The organism is Bradyrhizobium sp. NAS80.1 (assembly GCF_001908205.1).
In the GTDB taxonomy this organism is placed as follows: domain Bacteria; phylum Pseudomonadota; class Alphaproteobacteria; order Rhizobiales; family Xanthobacteraceae; genus Bradyrhizobium.
Genome location: NZ_LGHL01000261.1, coordinates 1 through 19,786, shown reverse-complemented (window position 1 = coordinate 19,786; position 19,786 = coordinate 1). Strand labels below are relative to the sequence as shown.

General features: G+C 64.0%; 17 protein-coding genes and 1 pseudogene. 8 read left to right on the top strand and 10 right to left on the bottom strand.

Annotated elements, in window-relative coordinates:
• Positions 1-631 precede the first annotated feature (631 nt).
• A pseudogene (locus AC629_RS50830) lies at positions 632-964 on the top strand (OmpA family protein); the annotation flags it as partial.
• A 310-nt stretch (positions 965-1,274) separates the two neighbouring features.
• Here AC629_RS50830 and argG read toward each other — a convergent pair.
• The 6 genes from argG to AC629_RS40545 all read right to left on the bottom strand — a co-directional run bounded on the left by argG (position 1,275) and on the right by AC629_RS40545 (position 7,253).
• Positions 1,275-2,612 (bottom strand): argininosuccinate synthase, encoded by a 1,338-nt coding sequence (argG, locus tag AC629_RS40570; RefSeq protein WP_084810275.1) that lies wholly within the window; start codon positions 2,610-2,612, stop codon positions 1,275-1,277.
• 93 nt (positions 2,613-2,705) lie between these two features.
• Entirely contained in the window at positions 2,706-3,482 is a 777-nt protein-coding gene (locus tag AC629_RS40565) for a phosphatase PAP2 family protein (RefSeq protein ID WP_084810274.1), read from the bottom strand.
• 85 nt (positions 3,483-3,567) lie between these two features.
• Positions 3,568-4,062 (bottom strand): hypothetical protein, encoded by a 495-nt coding sequence (locus AC629_RS40560; protein ID WP_084810273.1) that lies wholly within the window; start codon positions 4,060-4,062, stop codon positions 3,568-3,570.
• A gap of 160 nt (positions 4,063-4,222) precedes the next feature.
• Positions 4,223-5,425 (bottom strand): dual-specificity RNA methyltransferase RlmN, encoded by a 1,203-nt coding sequence (gene rlmN / locus AC629_RS40555; protein WP_084810272.1) that lies wholly within the window; start codon positions 5,423-5,425, stop codon positions 4,223-4,225.
• Positions 5,426-5,673: 248 nt separating this feature from the next.
• Positions 5,674-6,300, bottom strand: a complete 627-nt coding sequence (locus AC629_RS40550; RefSeq protein WP_084810271.1) for an invasion associated locus B family protein — start codon at positions 6,298-6,300, stop codon at positions 5,674-5,676.
• Positions 6,301-6,416: 116 nt separating this feature from the next.
• Positions 6,417-7,253: an SDR family oxidoreductase gene (locus AC629_RS40545; RefSeq protein ID WP_084810270.1), complete on the bottom strand. Its 837-nt coding sequence runs from the start codon at positions 7,251-7,253 to the stop codon at positions 6,417-6,419.
• 241 nt (positions 7,254-7,494) lie between these two features.
• On the opposite strand from AC629_RS40545, the gene AC629_RS40540 reads away from it, so the two are divergent.
• The 3 genes from AC629_RS40540 (at position 7,495) to AC629_RS40530 (ending at position 10,980) form a co-directional block, all read left to right on the top strand.
• Complete coding sequence (locus AC629_RS40540; RefSeq protein ID WP_084810269.1) at positions 7,495-8,469, top strand: NADPH:quinone oxidoreductase family protein; 975 nt, start codon at positions 7,495-7,497, stop codon at positions 8,467-8,469.
• A gap of 436 nt (positions 8,470-8,905) precedes the next feature.
• Complete coding sequence (locus AC629_RS40535; RefSeq protein ID WP_084810268.1) at positions 8,906-9,799, top strand: hypothetical protein; 894 nt, start codon at positions 8,906-8,908, stop codon at positions 9,797-9,799.
• 23 nt (positions 9,800-9,822) lie between these two features.
• Positions 9,823-10,980, top strand: a complete 1,158-nt coding sequence (locus tag AC629_RS40530; RefSeq protein ID WP_084810267.1) for a TAXI family TRAP transporter solute-binding subunit — start codon at positions 9,823-9,825, stop codon at positions 10,978-10,980.
• A gap of 216 nt (positions 10,981-11,196) precedes the next feature.
• Here the strand turns inward: AC629_RS40530 and AC629_RS40525 are convergent, their stop codons facing one another.
• Together AC629_RS40525 and AC629_RS40520 are read right to left on the bottom strand one after the other, a co-directional pair.
• Positions 11,197-11,580 (bottom strand): YkvA family protein, encoded by a 384-nt coding sequence (locus tag AC629_RS40525; protein ID WP_084810266.1) that lies wholly within the window; start codon positions 11,578-11,580, stop codon positions 11,197-11,199.
• 91 nt (positions 11,581-11,671) lie between these two features.
• Entirely contained in the window at positions 11,672-11,974 is a 303-nt protein-coding gene (locus AC629_RS40520) for a 4a-hydroxytetrahydrobiopterin dehydratase (RefSeq protein ID WP_084810265.1), read from the bottom strand.
• A 152-nt stretch (positions 11,975-12,126) separates the two neighbouring features.
• Here AC629_RS40520 and AC629_RS40515 point away from each other — a divergent pair, with 152 nt between their 5' ends.
• From AC629_RS40515 to AC629_RS40500, 4 genes are all read left to right on the top strand, one after another.
• Positions 12,127-13,572, top strand: coding sequence for a TAXI family TRAP transporter solute-binding subunit (locus AC629_RS40515; protein WP_084810264.1), 1,446 nt, complete (start codon positions 12,127-12,129; stop codon positions 13,570-13,572).
• Between the two features lie 136 nt (positions 13,573-13,708).
• Positions 13,709-15,250, top strand: coding sequence for an alkaline phosphatase D family protein (locus AC629_RS40510; RefSeq protein ID WP_084810263.1), 1,542 nt, complete (start codon positions 13,709-13,711; stop codon positions 15,248-15,250).
• 483 nt (positions 15,251-15,733) lie between these two features.
• Positions 15,734-17,560 carry a translational GTPase TypA gene (typA, locus tag AC629_RS40505; RefSeq protein ID WP_084810262.1) on the top strand — a complete coding sequence of 609 codons (1,827 nt, stop codon included), beginning with the start codon at positions 15,734-15,736 and terminating at the stop codon, positions 17,558-17,560.
• 210 nt (positions 17,561-17,770) lie between these two features.
• Positions 17,771-19,039 carry a flavin monoamine oxidase family protein gene (locus AC629_RS40500; RefSeq protein WP_084810261.1) on the top strand — a complete coding sequence of 423 codons (1,269 nt, stop codon included), beginning with the start codon at positions 17,771-17,773 and terminating at the stop codon, positions 19,037-19,039.
• Here AC629_RS40500 and AC629_RS40495 read toward each other — a convergent pair.
• Positions 19,005-19,238 (bottom strand): methionyl-tRNA formyltransferase, encoded by a 234-nt coding sequence (locus AC629_RS40495; protein ID WP_084810260.1) that lies wholly within the window; start codon positions 19,236-19,238, stop codon positions 19,005-19,007. The two genes, AC629_RS40500 and AC629_RS40495, sit on opposite strands and share 35 nt — an antisense overlap.
• 14 nt (positions 19,239-19,252) lie before the next feature.
• Positions 19,253-19,660, bottom strand: coding sequence for a thiol-disulfide oxidoreductase DCC family protein (locus tag AC629_RS40490; RefSeq protein WP_084810259.1), 408 nt, complete (start codon positions 19,658-19,660; stop codon positions 19,253-19,255).
• Positions 19,661-19,786 lie beyond the last annotated feature (126 nt).

Here is a 19,786-nt window from a genome sequence, read left to right as displayed (position 1 = left end):
GGCGCCGACTGTCGTTCCGGGCACGCCGGCCGCAGCGCCGCCGCCGGACAGGGCGCAATACGCTCCGCCGACGGTTGCACCGGCCTTCCGGGCCGCACCGACGGTCGCAGCGCCACTGCCGCCACCGCCGCGTCCGCCACAGCGTGACCTGACGCCGCTCGCGATCGGTGCGGGCGTGGTGGCCGGCGCCGTGATCGGTGCGACCATCGCCGACTACCGCAACCAGCGACAGGAAGTCGTCGAAGGCGGCCGTACCATCTACACCGAGCCGGACCGCATCATCATCCGCGACCCCGGCGGGCAGGAGTACGTCCGCGGCAACGATCTCTATCGCTTCCGCTATGGGGCGCGCGACATCCGCAGCGAGACGATCGGCGGTGAAACCCGCACCGTCGTGATCCGTCCTGATGGCAGCGAGGTGATCACCGTGGTCGGTGCTGACGGTTCGCTGCTGCGGCGAATCCGCAGGGACCCCGGCGGGCGCGAGATCATCATCATTGACAACACCTACCGCGATCCGCGGGCGGTCGGCGGCTTCTATGTCGACGTGCCGCCGCCGGTGGTCAACATTCCCTACGATCGCTACATCGTCGACGCCCAGGAGGCGTCGCCGGACGTGATCTACGAGACCATGGAGGCACCGCCGGTACAACGGATCGATCGACGCTACTCGCTCGACGAGATCCGCTACAGCCCCAATGTTCGCATGCAGATGCCGAGCATCGACGTCAACACGATCAACTTCGAGACGGGATCGTGGACGATCCCGCCGGACCAGGCGGCTCGGCTGCAGGTCATCGCCGACGGTCTCAACCGTGCGATCCAGCGTAACCCGCGCGAGGTGTTCCTGATCGAGGGACACACCGACGCGGTCGGCAACGACGTCGACAATCTGTCACTGTCGGACCGCCGTGCGCAGTCCGCGGCCGAATTGCTGACCCAGCAATTCGGCGTGCCGGCGGAGAACCTGACGTCGCAGGGCTACGGCAAGCAGTATCTGAAGGAGCAGACGCAAGGGCCGAGCCTGATCAACCGGCGCGTCACCGTCCGCCGCATTACGCCGCTGCTCAATGGTGGCCAGGCCTCGCTGCCGCCGCCCCCCGCCCGGCACCGTGCCGCCGCGCTGAGGCGAGGCAGAAAAGCAAAATGGCCGGGAGCGATCCCGGCCATTTTTGTTTTCTGTTGTAGCCCGGATGAGCGAAGCGATATCCGGGGTCTATCCGCTTGGCGACAAAGTCCCGGATATCGCTTCGCTCATCCGGGCTACGAAGGCCTCAGCCCTTATCGCTCTCGAGCCGGAAGATCTGCGAGCCTTCGCTGCCCGACAACAGGCCGGTGTCGCTGTAGAGCTTCAGCTTGGTGCGCGTGTCCGCGATATCGAGGTTGCGCATGGTGAGCTGGCCGATACGGTCGGCAGGCGTGAACGCTGCGTCCTCGACCTTTTCCATGCTGAGCCGCTCCGGCGCATAGGTGAGGTTGGGGCTTTCCGTATTCATGATCGAATAGTCGTTGCCACGGCGCAGCTCGAGCGTCACCTCGCCGGTGACGGCGCGCGCGACCCAGCGCTGCGCGGTCTCGCGCAGCATCAAGGCCTGCGAGTCGAACCAGCGGCCCTGATAGAGCAGACGACCGAGGCGCATGCCGCTGATGCGGTACTGGTCGATGGTGTCCTCGTTGTGGATGCCGGTGACGAGGCGCTCATATGCGATGTGCAGCAGCGCCATGCCCGGCGCTTCATAGATGCCGCGGCTCTTGGCCTCGATGATGCGGTTCTCGATCTGGTCGCTCATGCCGAGGCCGTGGCGACCGCCGATCGCGTTGGCTTCGAGGAACAATGCGACCGGATCGGCGAAAGTCTGGCCGTTCAGCGCGGTGGGCTGGCCTTCCTCGAAGCGCACCACGACCTTCTCGGCCTTGACGTTGCAGTCGTCGCGCCAGAACGGCACGCCCATGATCGGGTTGACGATCTTGATGCCGCTGTCGAGGCTCTCCAGATCCTTCGCCTCGTGCGTGGCGCCGAGCAGGTTGCTGTCGGTTGAATACGCCTTCTCGGCGCTCATCTTGTACGCAAAACCCTGCGCGGTCATGAACGCCGACATCTCGGCGCGGCCGCCGAGCTCGTCGATGAACTGCTGGTCGAGCCAGGGCTTGTAGATGCGCAGGCTCGGATTGGTCAGCAGGCCGTAGCGATAGAAGCGCTCGATGTCGTTGCCCTTGAAGGTCGAGCCGTCGCCCCAGATGTTGACGCCGTCTTCCTTCATGGCCGCGACCAGCATCGTGCCGGTCACCGCGCGTCCGAGCGGCGTGGTGTTGAAATATGTGATACCGCCGGTCGAGATATGGAAGGCGCCCGACTGGATCGCGGCGATACCTTCGTGGACGAGCTGCGTGCGGCAATCGACGAGCACGGCCTTCTCGGCACCGAACTCCTGCGCCTTGCGCGGGATCTCGTTGTAGTCGGCTTCATCCGGCTGGCCGAGATTGGCGGTATAGGCGTAGCAGCGCGCACCCTTCTGCTTCATCCAGAGCAGCGCCGCGCTGGTGTCGAGGCCGCCCGAAAAAGCGATGCCGACTTTCTCACCCTTGGGCAGGCTTTTCAGAATCGTGGTCATTGGGCTTCCAATCGGATCTCAAAGGGCTGATGGCGTTGTGGTTTGACCCGCGCGAATATCAAATTTCGCAGGGCTCGGCACCCATTTAATGGCTCAAATCGACGATGCCGGGCCTGTCTTGCCACCGAACAGGCGCTGGCGGAGCAGGTAGCCGGGCAAGGCTAGCCGGGTCAGTGCGGCATCGACCGCCGCGTCCGAAAAGCGCGTTCGCGGCCAGCGGTAAATCAGCGCGTAGGCAAACCAGATCACGACGAAAGTGACGAGGCCGGCGATCGAGACATCGGTGAAGAAATGCCCGCCGAAGGCCATGCGCAGCACGCTGGTAGCGATGCCGAACACTACGGCGCCTGCGTAGGCGAGCGGACGCCACGCCGGCGGGGCCAGCGCGGCGGGGGCCAGCGTCCAGAACGCAGTCGCGCCCTCGCCCGAGAAGAACGAGCAGTTGCGCGCGCAGTCGCCGCGCGGATCCCACCACGCCACGAATTGCTGGTCACCGGCGAACTCGGTCACCACCACCGGCCGCGGCCGGCCCCAATAGGTCTTGAAGGTGAGGTTGGTAAGAATGCCGGCCGACATGATCATCGTGACCAGCAGGAAGACGATCGCGCGCCCTGACACCATCAGGGGTCGGTCGGGCCGGAACAGCTTGACCACAAGCGCGATCAGCGGAGGCAGCATAAACGCCCAGGCAATCCACATCGCCGCGTCACGCGCGAAGCCGGCCCAGCCATTCAGCTTGAGCGGAAAGGTTTTCGTTTCAGGGTCGAAGAACAGCGAGGCGAGCTTGAGATCGAGTTCGGGATAGAGGCCGAAAACGACGCCGATCACGAGCCACAGCGCCAAGGCGATGAAGAGTCCAGTCCGGTTCATGGCGCGCGGTTTACCGGAGTGGGAACGAGATGGAAACCCTCACAAGATGCCCCGCCCTTCCCCGGGAGGGGGGTGTCAGAAAGCATCACCGCGCGTCGGGCCTTGAATTCGACGGCAGCGGCGGAGGCGGCTTGCGCGGCGGCGACGGAACGCGCCAGGCGCCGGCATTGCGGCCGGCGATCAGCCAGTAGACGACGCCGGCGACGATGCCGGCACCGGTCATGATCTCCAGATGACGCCGCACGATACCCTCGAACTGCAGCGTATCGGGATGGAAGGGAACGAGGCCGAGATAGCAGGCGAGCCCGACGAGGCCGCCGCCGACGGCATAGGCGAGCGCGCTGCGGATGTAGAGCGCTTCCGTGATCGCGACGATGACCGCCGCCGGCACCAGCGCGAAGCCCGAGACGAAGATGAACCCGAAGCCGAGCAGGATGTCGAACGCGCCCTCATCGACGGGGCCGGCGCCGAGATCGGCGAATTCCGGGAACAGCAGCGCCATGACCACGATCATGCCGCCGACAAAACAGGCGGCGAGGAAGCCGATGAAGATGACGATGAGGCGGCCGATCAATGCCATGACACGACCCTGATCGTCATTGCGAGCGGAGCGAAGCAATCCAGAGATGGCGCCGCGGAGACAGTCCGGATTGCTTCATCGCTTCAGCGCAAAATTGCTTTCGCAACTTTGTCGCAAGCTCCTCGCAATGACGAGGTTGCAACAGCGTGCACATGACCGGCTAGTCCGTCATCGCCATGGCGCGCAACGCCTGGCGTTCGCGGGCAGAAAGCTTTTCGGTCTCCGACTTGAGCTGGCCGCAGGCGGCGAGGATGTCGCGGCCGCGAGGCGTGCGCACCGGCGAGGAATAGCCGGCGTTGAAGATATACTCGGAGAATTTCTCGATCTGGTCCCAGTCCGAACATTCATAGGCGGTGCCGGGCCAGGGATTGAACGGGATCAGGTTGATCTTGGCCGGAATGCCCTTGAGCATCTTCACCAGCAGCCTGGCGTCGTCCAGTGAATCGTTGACGCCCTTGAGCATCACATATTCGAAGGTGATGCGGCGCGCGTTCGACGCGCCGGGATAATCGCGGCAGGCCTGCAGCAGCTCGGCGATCGGATATTTGCGGTTGAGCGGCACGAGCTCGTTGCGCAATTCGTCGCGCACGGCGTGGAGCGAGATCGCGAGCATGACGCCGATCTCGTCGCCGGCGCGCACGATGTTCGGCACCACGCCCGAGGTCGACAGCGTGATGCGGCGACGGGAGATGCCGATGCCTTCATTGTCGCCGACGATGAGCAGCGCATCGCGCACCGCGTCGAAATTGTAGAGCGGCTCGCCCATGCCCATCATCACGATGTTGGTGACGCGGCGTGTGCCGTCCTCGCGATCGGCCCAATCATTCAGGCGATCGCGCGCGACCATCACCTGCCCCACGATCTCGCCGGCGGTGAGGTTACGTACCAGGCGCTGCGTGCCGGTGTGGCAGAAGGCGCAGTTCAGTGTGCAACCGACCTGCGAGGAGACGCAGAGCGTGCCGCGATCGGTTTCGGGGATGTAGACGCATTCGACCTCATGCGCCTTCTCGACATTGTCGCCGCTCGGCAAACGAAGCAGCCATTTGCGGGTGCCGTCGTTGGAGATCTGCTCGGCCACGACTTCGGGACGATCAACGGTGAAGCGTTGCGCGAGCTCGGCGCGAATGCCCTTCGAGATCGAGGTCATCTCGTCAAAATTCTTGGCCCCGCGAAAATAGAGCCAGTGCCACAATTGCTGCACGCGCATCTTGCGCTGAGCCGGCGCGACGCCGATCTCGCCGAGACAGTCGGCAAGCTCGGCGCGCGACAGGCCGATCAGCGACGGCCTGGCCGGCGGCACATAGGTTTCGAGCGGAGTCTTCTCCACCAGTGTTGCGTTGTGCGGCTCGGCAGTCGGTTGCATTGAATGGGCCTAATTGCTTGGTCGTTCCGGATTGGCCCGAAGAGCCGAACCCGGAACCTCGAGATTCCGGGTTCCATGCTCAAGCGCCGCGCTTTGCGCGGTCCCGCCGCATCGCCCCGGAATGACGCGAAAAATCTGGAACCGCCCCTATATAGCAATCGGAATTGCCGATTGCGACCGTGGCCATTGCTTTGCCTTAAAGGATTAGGCCTGCGACCCTATCGCCCGTAGCCTTAGCGGCTGCAAACTTATCGTCGGCAGTCCTGGGCGATCCGGTCGAGCGCCTGGGCGAGGCCTTTCAGCGAGAAGGTGTCGGTCGTCTCCGTGCCTTTGGCCGAGACGCCCTTGACCACGAGATCGGCGGATTTGCGCATGGCCTCGACCATCCGCTCCTCCTCCGCCGCATTCTTGATCCAGAGGCCGTCGCCCTGTGTGTACATCGCGAAAGCCGCGCCGCCGACCTCGACCGAGGATTCCGAGCCCGGCTTGAGGGCGTAGCCGATCATGACCGAGACTTCGTTGTTCACCTTCTCCGCCGGCCGGGTCGAGACGAAGGCATAGGCGGGATCGCGCGGCCGGTTCGGCGGGTTGGTCTTCGACGACGACGGCTTGGCCAGCGCAAAGCAAACCTTCTTGCCGTTGGGTGCCGCCGCATAGGCACCCCAGGTGCCGAACTGGCCGATCAGGGTCGGCTCGGCGCCGCCCGCAACCGCCGCGGGCGGAGCCACCGGCTTGCTCTCTGGTTTTGCAGCCGTCTTGGCGGCGGGCGCAGCCGTTTTCGGTGCAGCCTTCGGCGCCGTCTGCGCCTGCACGGAATCAGTGATTCCCCAGGCCGCTACGCCGGTCATCAAAGCTAAAATCAGCACCCGCCACATGCTGCAGTGGTTCCCTCAATATTGTGACTGGAAGATGGCCCGGCCGCGCTTTGTCCCCGAGTCAGGGATAGCCGGGAAAGTCCAATTTGGGAAGGCAGTTAGCGGAGCGACCGCCGTCAGCTTTTCGATCGCGCGGCGCGCTGCTCCGACCATTGAGCGTCGGTCCAGCGCAACAGATCCTCGGCGCCGGAACTGCGCAAATGCGCGCCACCGTCGATCACCACCATCTCGCCGTTGATGTAACCGGCACGGTCGGAGACCAGGAAGCTGGCGAGATCGGCCAGCTCGCTATGCTCGCCGGTGCGCCCCATTGGGTTGCGCGCAGTCCAGCCTTCATCGCGCCCCTCGGGGCGGAGCTGCCCGGAAGCGCCGGCGGTCGGGAACGGGCCCGGCGCGATCGCGACGGTGCGGATGCCTTTCGGGCCCCACTCCACGGCAAGGCTCTTGGTCATCGCCAGCACCGCCGATTTCGCCATCGCCGACGGCACGGTGAAGGCGCGGCCTGTGATGGTCGAGGTCGAGAGGATCGAGAGCACAACGCCGTTGTGCTTGCCCTCGATCCAGCGCTTGCCCGCGGCGAGGGTGCAATACATCGCGCCATGCAGCGTCGGGGCGAGGATCGCGTCCGCAGCGCGGAACGAAAGATGCTCGCTCTGCGCGATGAAGGTTGCGGCAGCATTGTTGACGAGGATGTCGAGCGGCGCCTCGCGCCAGATCTGATCTATCATGCCATCGACGGCAGCGCCGTCGCGCACATCGCAGGCGATGGTGGTGACCTTGCCGCCGGTCGAACGCATCTCGCTCGCTGTTGATTCCAGCCGGTCGAGTTTGCGGCCGCAAATGACGAGCTCGGCGCCAAGCGCGAGGAAGCGGCGCCCCATCGCAGCACCCAGGCCCGAGCCACCACCGGTGACGAGGATGCGCTTGTCCTTGAGCAGACTTGTTTCAAACATCGTTTGAATCCTCTCTTTTCTTCTTCTTTCGTCATTGCGAGTGACGCGACGCAATCCAGAAACCGTGCGGCGGAAATAGTCGCTTCGCTGCGCTCGCAATGGCGTGAGGATAGGTTGACGCATCGCTTTGGGCAAAGAAACCGGATTGTCGCCCGTGCCTAAATCCGGCAGAAACGGGCAACTATAATTCCACCCGAAACGCCAACTGCTCTAACCAAGTACTTCTCGAGAAGGTACCGCCATGAAAGCCATCCTCTGCTCGCAATATTGCCAGCCCGACGATCTCGTGCTCGCCGACGTGCCGGATCCGGTGGCGGGTCCCGGCGAGGCCGTGATCGCGATCAAGGCGGCGGCGCTGAATTTCTTCGACATCCTGATGATCCAGGGCAAGTACCAGATCAAGCCGCCGTTCCCGTTCTCGCCCGCCGCCGAAGTTGCCGGCGTAATCGAGAGCATCGGTCCCGGCGTCACCGATCTGAAGGTCGGCGATCGCGTCGTCGCTTCCTGCGGCCACAACGGTGCCCGCGAAAAGATCGCGCTGCCGGCGGCATCGATCGTCAAGATTCCCGACAATCTCGATTATGACCGCGCGGCCGGCATCATCATCATCTACGGCACTGCGCTGCATGCGCTGGAAGACCGCGCGAGCCCGAAGCCGGGCGAGACGCTCGCCGTGCTTGGCGCCGCCGGCGGCACCGGTCTTGCCGCGTGCGAGCTCGGCAAGCTGATGGGCCTGAAGGTGATCGCCTGCGCCTCGTCGGAGGAGAAGCTCGAATTCGCGAAAGCGCATGGCGCCGAGCTGACGCTGAACTACGCGAAGGAAGACTTGAAGGAAGGCCTGCGCAAGCTCACGGGCGGCAAGGGCGTCGACATCATCTTCGATCCTGTGGGCGGCGCCTATGCCGAGCAGGCGTTGCGCTCCATCGCGTGGGAAGGCCGCTTCCTCGTCATCGGCTTTGCCGCCGGCGACATTCCGAAGATGCCTCTGAACCTCGCGCTGCTGAAGGGGTGCGATATCCGCGGCGTGTTCTGGGGCGCCTGGACCCGGCTCAACCCGGCCAAGAACCGCGCCAATCTCGAGAAGCTCGTGAAGTGGACGGCGGAAGGCAAGATTTCATCTCATGTCGACCGCACCTTCCCGCTGGCGCAGACCGCAGAGGCACTGAAAGTGCTCGCCGGACGTCAGGCCATGGGCAAGGTGATCCTGCACCCGTGATGCGTTGAGAGCGTCGTTGGACGGCGCCCCCATACACACGTCATAGATGGGGTAGCGGACCTCTACCTCTACTGGGAACCGCTATCCACGCGCCGCTGGCGCATGGCAAACACGCGAAGACCCAGAACCAAGACCGAGCTCGACGCCGCCGTCTGGCGCGACCCTGGTTCCCATTTTCCACGCGCAACTTCCGCGATCAAAGGCTCGGTTCCACCCTACGATCGCCAAAATTATGGTGCGTTTCGCCACTCTGCCTCAATCAAACCCCAATATCTCCAGATTCGCCGCAATCCGCTGTCGCTTTTTGGGCTGATTCGAATTGCGATTTACCGGTTCCAGTCTGCGGGGCGTTTCTGGACAAAACCAATAAGAGACCGAAGTCAGGGGCACCCCCCCAAGCGTTGCGTAATTGCGTTAGTAATTGGGGAGCATCACCATGGAGACGACGGCGTATCGCCCGTCCAGGGAGTCGAGGGCGTTCGACCTCGATGAAGTTACGACTTATCCGCACACGTACGGCGCGTCCTATCTTCGCGAACGCGCCGGCCATACCGATCTTCCGCCACACGATCCGGTTCCGCTCTTCCTGTCCGATCCGGAAGGTGAGCCCGACCCACGGGAATTCACGCCGCGCCGCGCGCGCCCGCGCGCCCGCCTCATCGTGCAAATCGTCGCCGGCGTGCTGGCCGCTGTAGCGGTCGCGGTGACCGTAACGTTATTCCAGTCCGACATCAGCCGGCTGCTGATCGTGAATGCCGAGGCCTCGATCAAAAGCCTCGTCGCTGACCGCTCCACGGTACCAGCCAGCCCGCAGCCCGCACGCCAGATCTCGCTGAAGGATCCGGCCCGCGTGTCGAACGCGGTGCTGACCAGCGCCGAGGCAAAGGAGGTCTCCACGTCGGTGCCCAGCCGTGAGGCGATAGCATCGGCCTATCAGGCTGCCTTGCAGACCCAGCCGCCGGCAGCAGCGCCGCTGCCGCAGATGCCAGCGCCGTTCGATACAACGCCGGCGCCCGCGCCGGCAAAACCCGCCAGCTTGCCCGCAAGGACGCTCGACGCCGCCACGCTCGCCAGCCTGATGACGCGCGCCCGGAGCGTGATGGCCATCGGCGACATCACTTCCGCACGGCTGCTGCTCGAACGCGCCGCGAACGCGCAGGACGCGACAGCGGCCTTCCTGCTGGGGCAGACCTTCGATCCAGCCGTGCTGGGCACCCAGGACATCCGGAGCATCAACGCCGATCCGGCGACCGCGCGCGATTGGTACCAGAAAGCCGCGCAGCTTGGTTCGGCTGAGGCAAGACAGCGCCTTACACAACTTCAGAACTAGACTTTTTGGTTAGCGGGGACGTCATGCGTTACGTTTTGGGAATGGCGGCTGCCGCCATGATGATGGTGTGCGGCCTCTCGGCACGAGCAGAGCAGACTGAATATGACCCGAGCAGGGTCTCGGACAGCCTGAAGGCGATCTTCCAGTTCGGATCGGCGTCGACCAAGCAGGCGCTGAACGCCAATACGGTCACGCTCATCACCGGCACGATCGGCGGCACCTACGTGCAATTCGGCGCCGACCTCGCCTCCGTGCTCGACGACGGCAACAAGCTGCGCGTGCTGCCGATCGTGGGACGCGGCTCGGTGCAGAGCGTCGCCGACATCCTGTTCCTGCAAGGCGTCGACCTCGGCATCGTGCGTGCCGACACGCTCGACTATCTCGAGCGCAAGGGCTTCGCCAAGGACATCAAGAAGCAGTTCACCTATGTGACCAAGCTCTACAACGAGGAGATGCAGGTCATCGCGCCGAAGTCGATCGCGACGCTCAAGGAGCTCGAGGGCAAGACGGTCAGCGTCGACCTGCCCAATGGCGGCACTTTCGTCACTGCGCTCACAGTGTTCGAGCGGCTCGGCATCAAGGCGAACGTGGTCTATATCGAGCAGCGCATCGCGATGGAGAAGCTGAAGGCCGGCGAGATCGACGCCGTGATCGTGGTCGGCGGCAAGCCGTACAAATCGGTCTCGACCTTCGTCAATGACGGCCGCTTCCATCTTGCGGCCGTTGACTATTCAAAGCCGCTGCAGGGCGACTATTTGCCGGCGACGCTGAGCTCGAAGGACTATCCGAACCTGATCAAGGACGGCGAGACGGTCGACACGATTGCGGTGCCCGCGGTGCTGGCGGCCTACAATTGGGACCCCAAGACCGATCGCTATCGCAAGATCGCGCAGTTCGTGGATGCGTTCTTCACCAAATTCCCGGCGCTTCAGCACCCGCCGTTCCATCCGAAGTGGAAGGAAGTCTCGCTGGCCGCGCCCCTGTCCGGCTGGAACAGGCTGCCGGTCGCGCAGCAATGGCTCGACAGTCACGGCGTCGAGCCGGTGACGCGGCAGCGCTTCGAGGCCTTCCTGAGGCAAAATCCCGCGGCCGCAAAGCTCTCGTCGGACACGGACCGCGAGGCGCTGTTCCGCCAGTTTCAGGCCTGGGATGCGGCACAGACACGATCGGAGAAGAAGTAGACGCACAGGGATAGACCGCTCACTGCCGGGCTTGCGATCGTGCCAGCGCGACCCTGGTGTGCGGGATCCCCGATCTCAACCGTCATCGCCCGACTTGAACGGGCGATCCAGTATTCCAGAGACAGTTGGAATTGATCGAGAAGCTACGGCGTACTGGATGCCCCGCCTTCGCGGGGCATGACGGCGGAAAGCGAAACCGGCAGCACGCTGATCACGCTACGACGCCGCCTCCGCCTCTGCGACGCCGCGCTTAAGCGCGGCACGGGCGGCTTCGCGATGCTCTGATGTGATGTGGCTGGCGACCATGCGGATGGCGGTGGCGAGCACGGCGGCGTCATCACTGAAGCCGAGCACCGGCATCACGTCGGGGATGAAATCGAACGGCAGGATGAAATAGGCGATCGCCCCCAGCAGTGAAGCCTGGACATGGCGCGGCGTCTGCCGGTCGAACGCACAGTAATAAGCCGCGAGCAGATCTTCGGCGAACGGCAGTCGCGCCACGACGCGCTTCAGCTTGCGCCAGAAGCGGCGGCGAACGCTCTCACGATCTTCCGCAAGCCGATCGGCCGGCTCGAAGCCGACGCTATATTCGGCGGCCATGTTCCATAAGCTCCCCGTTCAGCCAGAAGCGGCAGATCGCCACATCCGGTGCTGATCACAAGATGGGGATGGACCCCATCCCTGCAAGACGTCAGCCTGATGTCAGCTTGGCAATAGCGTTCATCGCCTTGGCGAGCTCGACATCGAGCTTGGTGACGCCGCCGGCGTCATGGGTCGACAGCACCACCTCCACCGTCTTGTAGACGTTACGCCATTCGGGGTGGTGGTCCATCTTCTCGGCGACAAGCGCCGCGCGGGTCATGAAGCCGAACGCCTCGTTGAAATCCTTGAAGACAAAGGTCTTCCCGATCGCATCACGGCCCTGGATCTCGGTCCAGCCCGGTATCCCGCCCAGCGCCTGCTTGCGCGCCTCTGTCGCCAGCCGTTCTGCCATGGTCGCCTCCGTCCTTCAGGGGAACTTTACCCTAACACCGTGCATACGGCCCGGGTTCATCGGGGATTTGGCCCATCCGCTAACCATGACGGAGATGTAACCCCTCCGGACAAGAAATTTGCTACAATTGCAAAGGTAAATCGCCGGCCGAGATGAAACTGAGCCTCAAGCGTCTGTCTGGGAGATCGATGACCGGGGGATTGGACCTGGCCGAAGCGCCCACTCCGCCTTCGCCGCGATCAGCGGCGCGGAAGACGGCGCTTGTGTCTCTCGCGTTGGTGCTTGCGATCATCGGCGCGCTCGCCGGCGGTTATTATTTCGCGATGCGCCCGGTGACGCTGAAGATCGCGGTCGGTCCCGCCAACAGTGATGACCTCAAGGTCGTGCAGGCGCTGACGCAGGCTTTCACCCAGACCAAGGGCCACGTGCGGCTGCGCCCGGTCCAGACCGACGGCGCCACCGCCAGCGCCGATGCGCTCGCGGCAGGCAAGGCCGACCTTGCCATCGTGCGCGGCGACGTTGACGTGCCGAAGAACGCGCAGGCGGTCGCGACCCTGCGCAAGAACGTCGTGGTGCTGTGGTCCGTGCCGGGCAAAGGCAAGAAGAAGGGCGCGAAGATCACCAAGATCGCGCAGCTCGCAGGCCGTCGCGTCGGCGTGGTCGGCCGCACCCAGGCCAACGTCAACCTGCTCAAGGTCATTCTCCAGCAATACAGCGTCGATCCGGCCAAGGTCGATATCGTGCAATTTCCGGCCAACGAAGCCGCCGAGGCGATCCGCACCCAGAAGGCCGATGCCTATCTCGCAGCCGGCCCCGTCAACAGCAAGATCACGTCCGATGCGATCGCGGCGTCCGCCAAAGACGGCGGCACGCCGACCTTCCTCGCCATCGATTCCGCCGACGCCATCGCGCAGAACCATCCGGTCTATGAAGCGTCGGAGATTCCCGCTGGCACCTATGGCGGCTCGCCCCCTCGCCCCGACGACGAGGTCAAGACCATCAGCTTCTCGCACCACATCGTGGCACGCAAAGGCGTGTCTGACACCACCATTGCTTCGTTCACACGCCAGCTCTTCGCCGTGCGGCAGCAACTGGTGACGGAATTCCCGCTTGCGGCGAAAATCGAAACGCCAGACACCGACAAGGATGCCGTGATCCCCGCGCATCCGGGCGCGGCCGCCTTCGTCGACGGCGAGGAAAAGACCTTCCTCGACAAATACAGCGACTACATCTGGTGGAGCCTGATGGCGCTTTCGGCCATGGGCTCGATCGGTGCGTGGTTTGCGGGCTACCTCAAGAAGGACGAGCGCAACACCAACAGCCATCTGCGCGAACGCCTGCTCGACATGATTTCCGCGGCGCGCAAGAGCGAGACGGCTGAAGAGCTCGACCAGATGCAGGCCGAGGCCGACGACATCCTGCGCGACACGCTGCGCTGCTTCGACGACGGAGCGATCGAGGAACCCGCGCTGACCGCCTTCAACATCACACTCGACCAGTTCCACGTCGCCGTCGCCGACCGCAAGGCAGTGCTGTCCAGCCTGCCGCAGGGCCTGCAACGTGCGGGCGCGCAGTTCAGGGCTGCCGGCAACGCGTAGACGCCTGCGCGCGTTATCGCTGCGTCACACTGTCTCAATATAGCTTTCGATGCCCTTTTCGCGGTCTGATGCCAGCGCACCATCCCGGAATGACGGCGCAAGACGCGCATAAGACAGCTAGCCAGCGAGCCAGCCCATGAAGATCAAATTCTCCCGCCGCCGTTTCCTCACCACCAGCGTCGGCGCGGTGGGCGCGATCGCTATGCCATATCTCTCGCGCGCGGCCGACCGGCCGGCGGTCACGCATGGCGTGCAGTCGGGCGACGTCACCGTCGATGGCGGCGTGGTATGGGCGCGCACCGACCGGCCCGCGCAGATGCTGGTCGAGGTCGCGACGACAGAGTCGTTCAAGGACGCCCGCGCGCTGCCGCCGATCGCCGCGTTGCCCGAGAGCGACTTCACCGCAAAAATGCTGCTGGAGAACCTGCCAGGCGGACAGGACATCTTCTACCGCGTCCGCTTCCGCGATCTCTCGCACGCCGCGATCGAGGGCGAGCCGGTGGTCGGCCGATTTCGCACCGCGCCGGCCGACCGCCGCGACGTCAGCTTCGTCTGGGGCGGCGACGTTGCCGGCCAGGGCTGGGGCATCAATCCCGACGACGGCGGCATGTTCACCTTCTCCGCCATGCGCAAGCACCGTCCGGATTTCTTCCTGCATTCCGGCGACACCATATACGCCGACGGCCGGATTCCATCCGAGGTGAAGCTTGCTGACGGCAAGATCTGGAAGAACGTCACGATCCCCGAGAAAGCCAAGGTCGCCGAGACGCTGGACGAGTACCGCGCCGCGCACAAATACAATCTCACTGACAACAATGTCCGCGCCTTCAATGCCGAGGTGCCGATCTTCGTGCAGTGGGACGACCACGAGGTGACCAACAACTGGTCGCTGTCGAAGGAGCTGCCGGCGGCCTACAAGGTACGCGACATCACGCTGCTCGCCGCGCGCGGCGCGCGCGCCTTCCACGAGATGTATCCGATGCGCGAAAGCATCAATGAGCCCGGCCGGGTCTATCGCCAGATTTCCTACGGCCCGCATCTCGACGTGTTCGTGCTCGACGAGCGCAGCTATCGCGGCCCCAACGGCGCCAACCTGGAAACGGAATACGGGCCGGCCAGCTACTTCCTCGGCCCGGACCAGATCGCCTGGCTCAAGCGCGGCCTGCTCAACTCGCGCGCGACCTGGAAGGTGATCGCCTCCGACATGCCGCTCAGCCTGGTCGTATCGGACACACCGAAGGGCGGCTCCGAAGCTTTTGCTCAGGGCGACGGCCCTGTGCGCGGCCGCGAATTCGAGATCGCCGACATCCTGCGCTTCATCAAGATGGCGCCGATCAGCAACACGGTGTGGCTTACGGCGGACGTGCACTACGCCGCCGCGCACTATTACGATCCGAACAAGGCACAGTTCCAGGATTTCGAACCGTTCTGGGAATTCGTGTCAGGCCCGCTGCACGCGGGCACCTTCGGTCCGAACGCGCTCGACAACACGTTTGGGCCGGAAGTGCGCTTCGTCAAGGCGCCGGGGAAGGACAACCAGAACCTGCCGCCCTCCGCCGGCATGCAGTTCTTCGGTCACGTCAAGATCGACGGCGCCTCGGGCCAGATGACGGTGACCTTGCGCGACCGCGCCGACGTCGCGCTGTGGTCGACCACACTCGATCCGAAATTTGCCTGAGCTCTGATCGAAGGCTTAACGCAGCCGGCTCGCTGTAGTATCAGCGTCCGCGCGTTCCTAGCGCCGTCTCGAGCGCATCGCTCGAGCACGGGCTTTTGCCGTCGCGGCCGCGACGAGAACTTGGATCCGCGACTCTAGCCTGCGCGGGGTCTATCCGACCGAGGAGGCGGATCGCAGCTCGGCACAAGGCTGACCCATTCGACCGCTTTCGATCAAAGGGCCGGTTTGGTACCGGATTTCCCCTAAGCCCCGGGGATTCCCGGGCAAAATTCAGTCAACCAATGCCCAAAGAACGCATTGTTTTTTGGTGTTTTCTGCCTATATTGCGGCGCAAACGCGCAGGGTGCCCGGTCGATTTGGCCGGGCTTCCGTTTTAGCGGAAAGCGCCCGTTTCCTGTCTTCCAGCGTTGTTTCGAAAAGAGGTCCCGGTCCGACCGGCGAGATCGCGCTTAACCCATTGTTCGAACGCAAAGAAGCTAACTCATGAACCTCCGCAACGTCGCCATTATCGCCCACGTTGACCACGGCAAGACGACCCTGGTCGACCGCCTCCTTCAGCAATCCGGCACGTTCCGCGAGAACCAGAAGGTGACCGAACGCGCTATGGACTCCAACGATCTGGAGCGTGAGCGCGGCATCACCATCCTGGCCAAGGCGGCCTCGGTGCAGTGGAAGGATACCCGGGTCAACATCGTCGACACCCCCGGCCACGCCGATTTCGGCGGAGAGGTCGAGCGCATCCTGAACATGGTGGACGGCGCGCTGGTCCTCGTGGACGCCGCCGAAGGCCCGCTGCCGCAGACCAAATTCGTGGTCTCCAAAGCGCTCAAGGTCGGCCTCAAGCCGATCGTCGTCATCAACAAGGTTGACCGCCCCGACGCGCGTCCGACCGAAGTCATCAACGAGGTGTTCGACCTGTTCGCGGCGCTCGACGCCAGCGAGGAGCAGCTCGACTTCCCGATCCTCTACGGGTCGGCCAAGCAGGGCTGGATGGCCGAGAGCCCCGAGGGTCCTAAGGACAAGGGCATGGAGCCGCTGTTCGACCTGATCCTGCGCCACGTCGCGCCGCCGAAGGTCGAGGAAGGTCCGTTCAAGATGATCGGCACCATCCTGGAGGCCAACCCCTATCTCGGCCGCATCATCACCGGCCGCATTTCCTCCGGCACCCTCAAGCCGAACCAGCAGGTCAAGGTGCTGAACGCCGACGGCAAGCTGGTCGAGCAGGGCCGTATCTCCAAGATCCTGGCGTTCCGCGGTATCGAGCGCACGCCGCTCGAGGAAGCTGAAGCCGGCGACATCGTCGCCATTGCCGGCCTGACCAAGGGCACCGTCGCCGACACCTTCTGCGATCCGACCGTCGAAGTACCGCTGACGGCGCAGCCGATCGACCCGCCGACCGTGTCGATGTCGTTCATCGTCAACAACTCCCCGCTCGCCGGCACTGAAGGCGACAAGGTGACGAGCCGCATGATCCGCGACCGTCTGCTGCGCGAAGCCGAAGGCAACGTCGCACTGCGCGTCGTCGAGTCCGCCGACAAGGACGCGATGGAAGTCTCGGGCCGCGGTGAATTGCAGCTCGCGATCCTGATCGAGACCATGCGCCGCGAGGGCTTTGAGCTTTCGGTGTCGCGTCCGCGCGTCGTGTTCCAGAAGGACGAAGCGACCGGCGCCACCATGGAGCCGATCGAGGAAGTCGTGATCGACGTCGACGAGGAGCATTCCGGCGTCGTCGTGCAGAAGATGAGCGAGCGCAAGGCCGAGCTGATCGAGATGAAGCCCTCGGGTGGCAATCGTCAGCGCCTGGTGTTCTACGCGCCGACCCGCGGCCTGATCGGCTACCAGGGCGAACTGTTGACCGACACCCGTGGCACCGCGATCATGAACCGCCTGTTCCACGGCTATGCCCCGTATAAGGGCGAGATCCAGGGCCGCCGCAACGGCGTCCTGATTTCCAACGACCAGGGCGACGCCGTGGCCTACGCCATGTTCAAGCTGGAAGACCGCGGCCCGATGATGATCGAGCCGGGCTGGAAGGTCTATCGCGGCATGATCGTCGGCGAGCACACCCGCGACAACGATCTCGAGATCAACGTGCTCAAGGGCAAGCAGCTCACCAACATCCGCACGACCTCGAAGGACGAAGCCGTCCGCCTGACCCCGCCGATTCGCATGACGCTCGAAAAGGCGCTCGCCTATATCGAGGACGACGAGCTCGTCGAGGTCACGCCGAAGTCGATCCGCCTGCGCAAGAAGCATCTCGACCCGAACGAGCGCAAGCGCGCGGAGAAGGCCAAGGAAGCGGTGGCGTAAGCCGCGCTCTCGCGCCCCGGACGCAGCGCAGCACAAAGTGATGCGCTGCTGAGCCGGGGCCTAGCCCCAACATCACATGGGTCCCGGCTCAGCGGCGCGGCATTTCGCGCCGCACCGCGTCCGGGACACGGCAGCAGTGCCCGCTTCGGGCAATGACGGCCATGCATAGGCCAGCTTCAGCACGCCCAGCGAACGTGCTAGAGCCCGCCCATGAGCTCCCTCCCCTCTTCCGTTGACGTCGCGATCGTCGGTGCCGGCGCCGCCGGTCTCGGTGCCGCCCACGCGCTGGACGGCTCCGGCCTCTCTGTGATCGTGCTGGAGGCCCGCGACCGGCTCGGCGGCCGCGCCTGGACCGTGCAGGCCTCGCCCGAGGTCATCTTCGACGTCGGCTGCGGCTGGCTACACTCGGCGGACAAGAACTCCTTCGTTCCGATTGCCCGGCAGCTCAATTTCGAGATCAACACGGACCTGCCGCCCTGGAGCGATCGCGCCTTTGGCGATGTGTTTCCGGAGGCTGAGCGCAAGGACTTCGTGCGTGCGCTCGACGCGTTCTACGAGCGCATCTGGGGCGCGGCGAAAAAGGGTGCGGATGCGCCTGCCGCCGACTATCTCGAACTGGGCAACCGCTGGAATCCAATGATCGACGCGGTCTCGACCTATGTGAACGGGTGCGAGCTAGATCAGGTCTCGATTCTCGACTTCGAGGCCTACGAGGACACCTACTTCAATTGGCGCGTTCGCGCCGGATTTGGGACGCTGATCGCGGCGTATGGCGCACCTTGCCCGATCGCGCTGAACTGCAACGTGACGCTGGTCGACCATTCCGGCAAGCGCATTCGCCTCGAAACCTCGCAGGGGTCTCTCGAGGCCGAGGCGACGATCATCACCGTACCGACCAATCTGATTGCCGATGAGGCCATTCGCTTTTTTCCGGCGTTACTCGCCAAGCTGGATGCCGCGCGCGGCCTGCCGCTCGGGGTCGACGACAAGGTGACGCTGGCGCTGGAGAATGCGGAAGCCTTTCCAATCGAAGGAAATCTGCGCGGCGCGACCATGCGTACCGCAATGGGCACCTACCACATCCGCCCGTTCGGCCAGCCTTGTATCGACGGTTTTTTCGGGGGCCGGTTCGCGCGCGAATTGGAGGATGCCGGCGACGGCGCGTTCGCCGCCCAAAGCATTGACGAGATCGCGGGCTTCCTCGGCAACGATATCAGACGCAAGCTGAGACCCCTGCGCGAGTCGCGCTGGGCGCACGACCCTCTCGCACGCGGCTCCTATTCGCATGCGCTGCCGGGCCATGCAGGAGACCGCGCCGTGTTGGCGGCGCCGGTCGATGGCCGGCTGTTCTTTGCGGGAGAAGCCACTTCGCCGAACTTTTTCTCAACAGCGCATGGCGCACGCGACAGCGGTGAGCGGGCGGCGAAGGAAGTGTTAGACACGATCAATCAGCGTGGAAAGCTCGCTTCAGAATCTTGAGCAATTCGAGTCCGGACTCACGATCCAGCTGTATCGACTGGCTCTTCTTTTCGGGCATTTCGCGCGATTGACGTCCGTATGTATCGATCTGCAAAAAGCTTCGTCCATCTCGCTCAAAGATCGAATAGCGCGCCTCAATCGTGTCGTGGATAGAGTTTCGTTCCATCTGCCTCTCAACAAAGCGGCCGATCATCGCCATTGTAAGTTACCCCGTTATTCAATCACCCGTGCCCGCAAATCTGCATCGGGCACGAAACATGCATTGTACTTGCCGAAGATGCGGTAACGGTTGCGCGCGATGAGGCTGTACACGGGGTCCCGCAGCGGCCTCGGCACCGCGAACAACGCGCGCGTCCAGCCCCAGCCCGGAAGCTGCGACAGCACCGTCAGTGCAGCGTCCGACTTCATGAACACCTCACCGCCATGGACCACGGCATTGGTGTCGGGATCATCGGGATCGATGCCGAACGCGCGCGCGAGCCGCGTGCCATAGTTCGACTGAACCGGCGTGAAGCGAAACCGCCTCGCCGCATCGCGCTGCGCGACGAAGCGGACCCAGCGTGAGCAGAAGATGCAGACGCCGTCGAACAGGATCACGTCGTCGTCGGGCCATTTGCTCATCGGACTCTCTATTTTGACGCGTTTTCTTCACGCGAACCGGGATCCACTTCGCTCGAAAACACTATCGGTTGCCCCGCATGGTCCGCTCACTCATCGTTTCTCTCAAAACGGTTTTGCGATCATCAG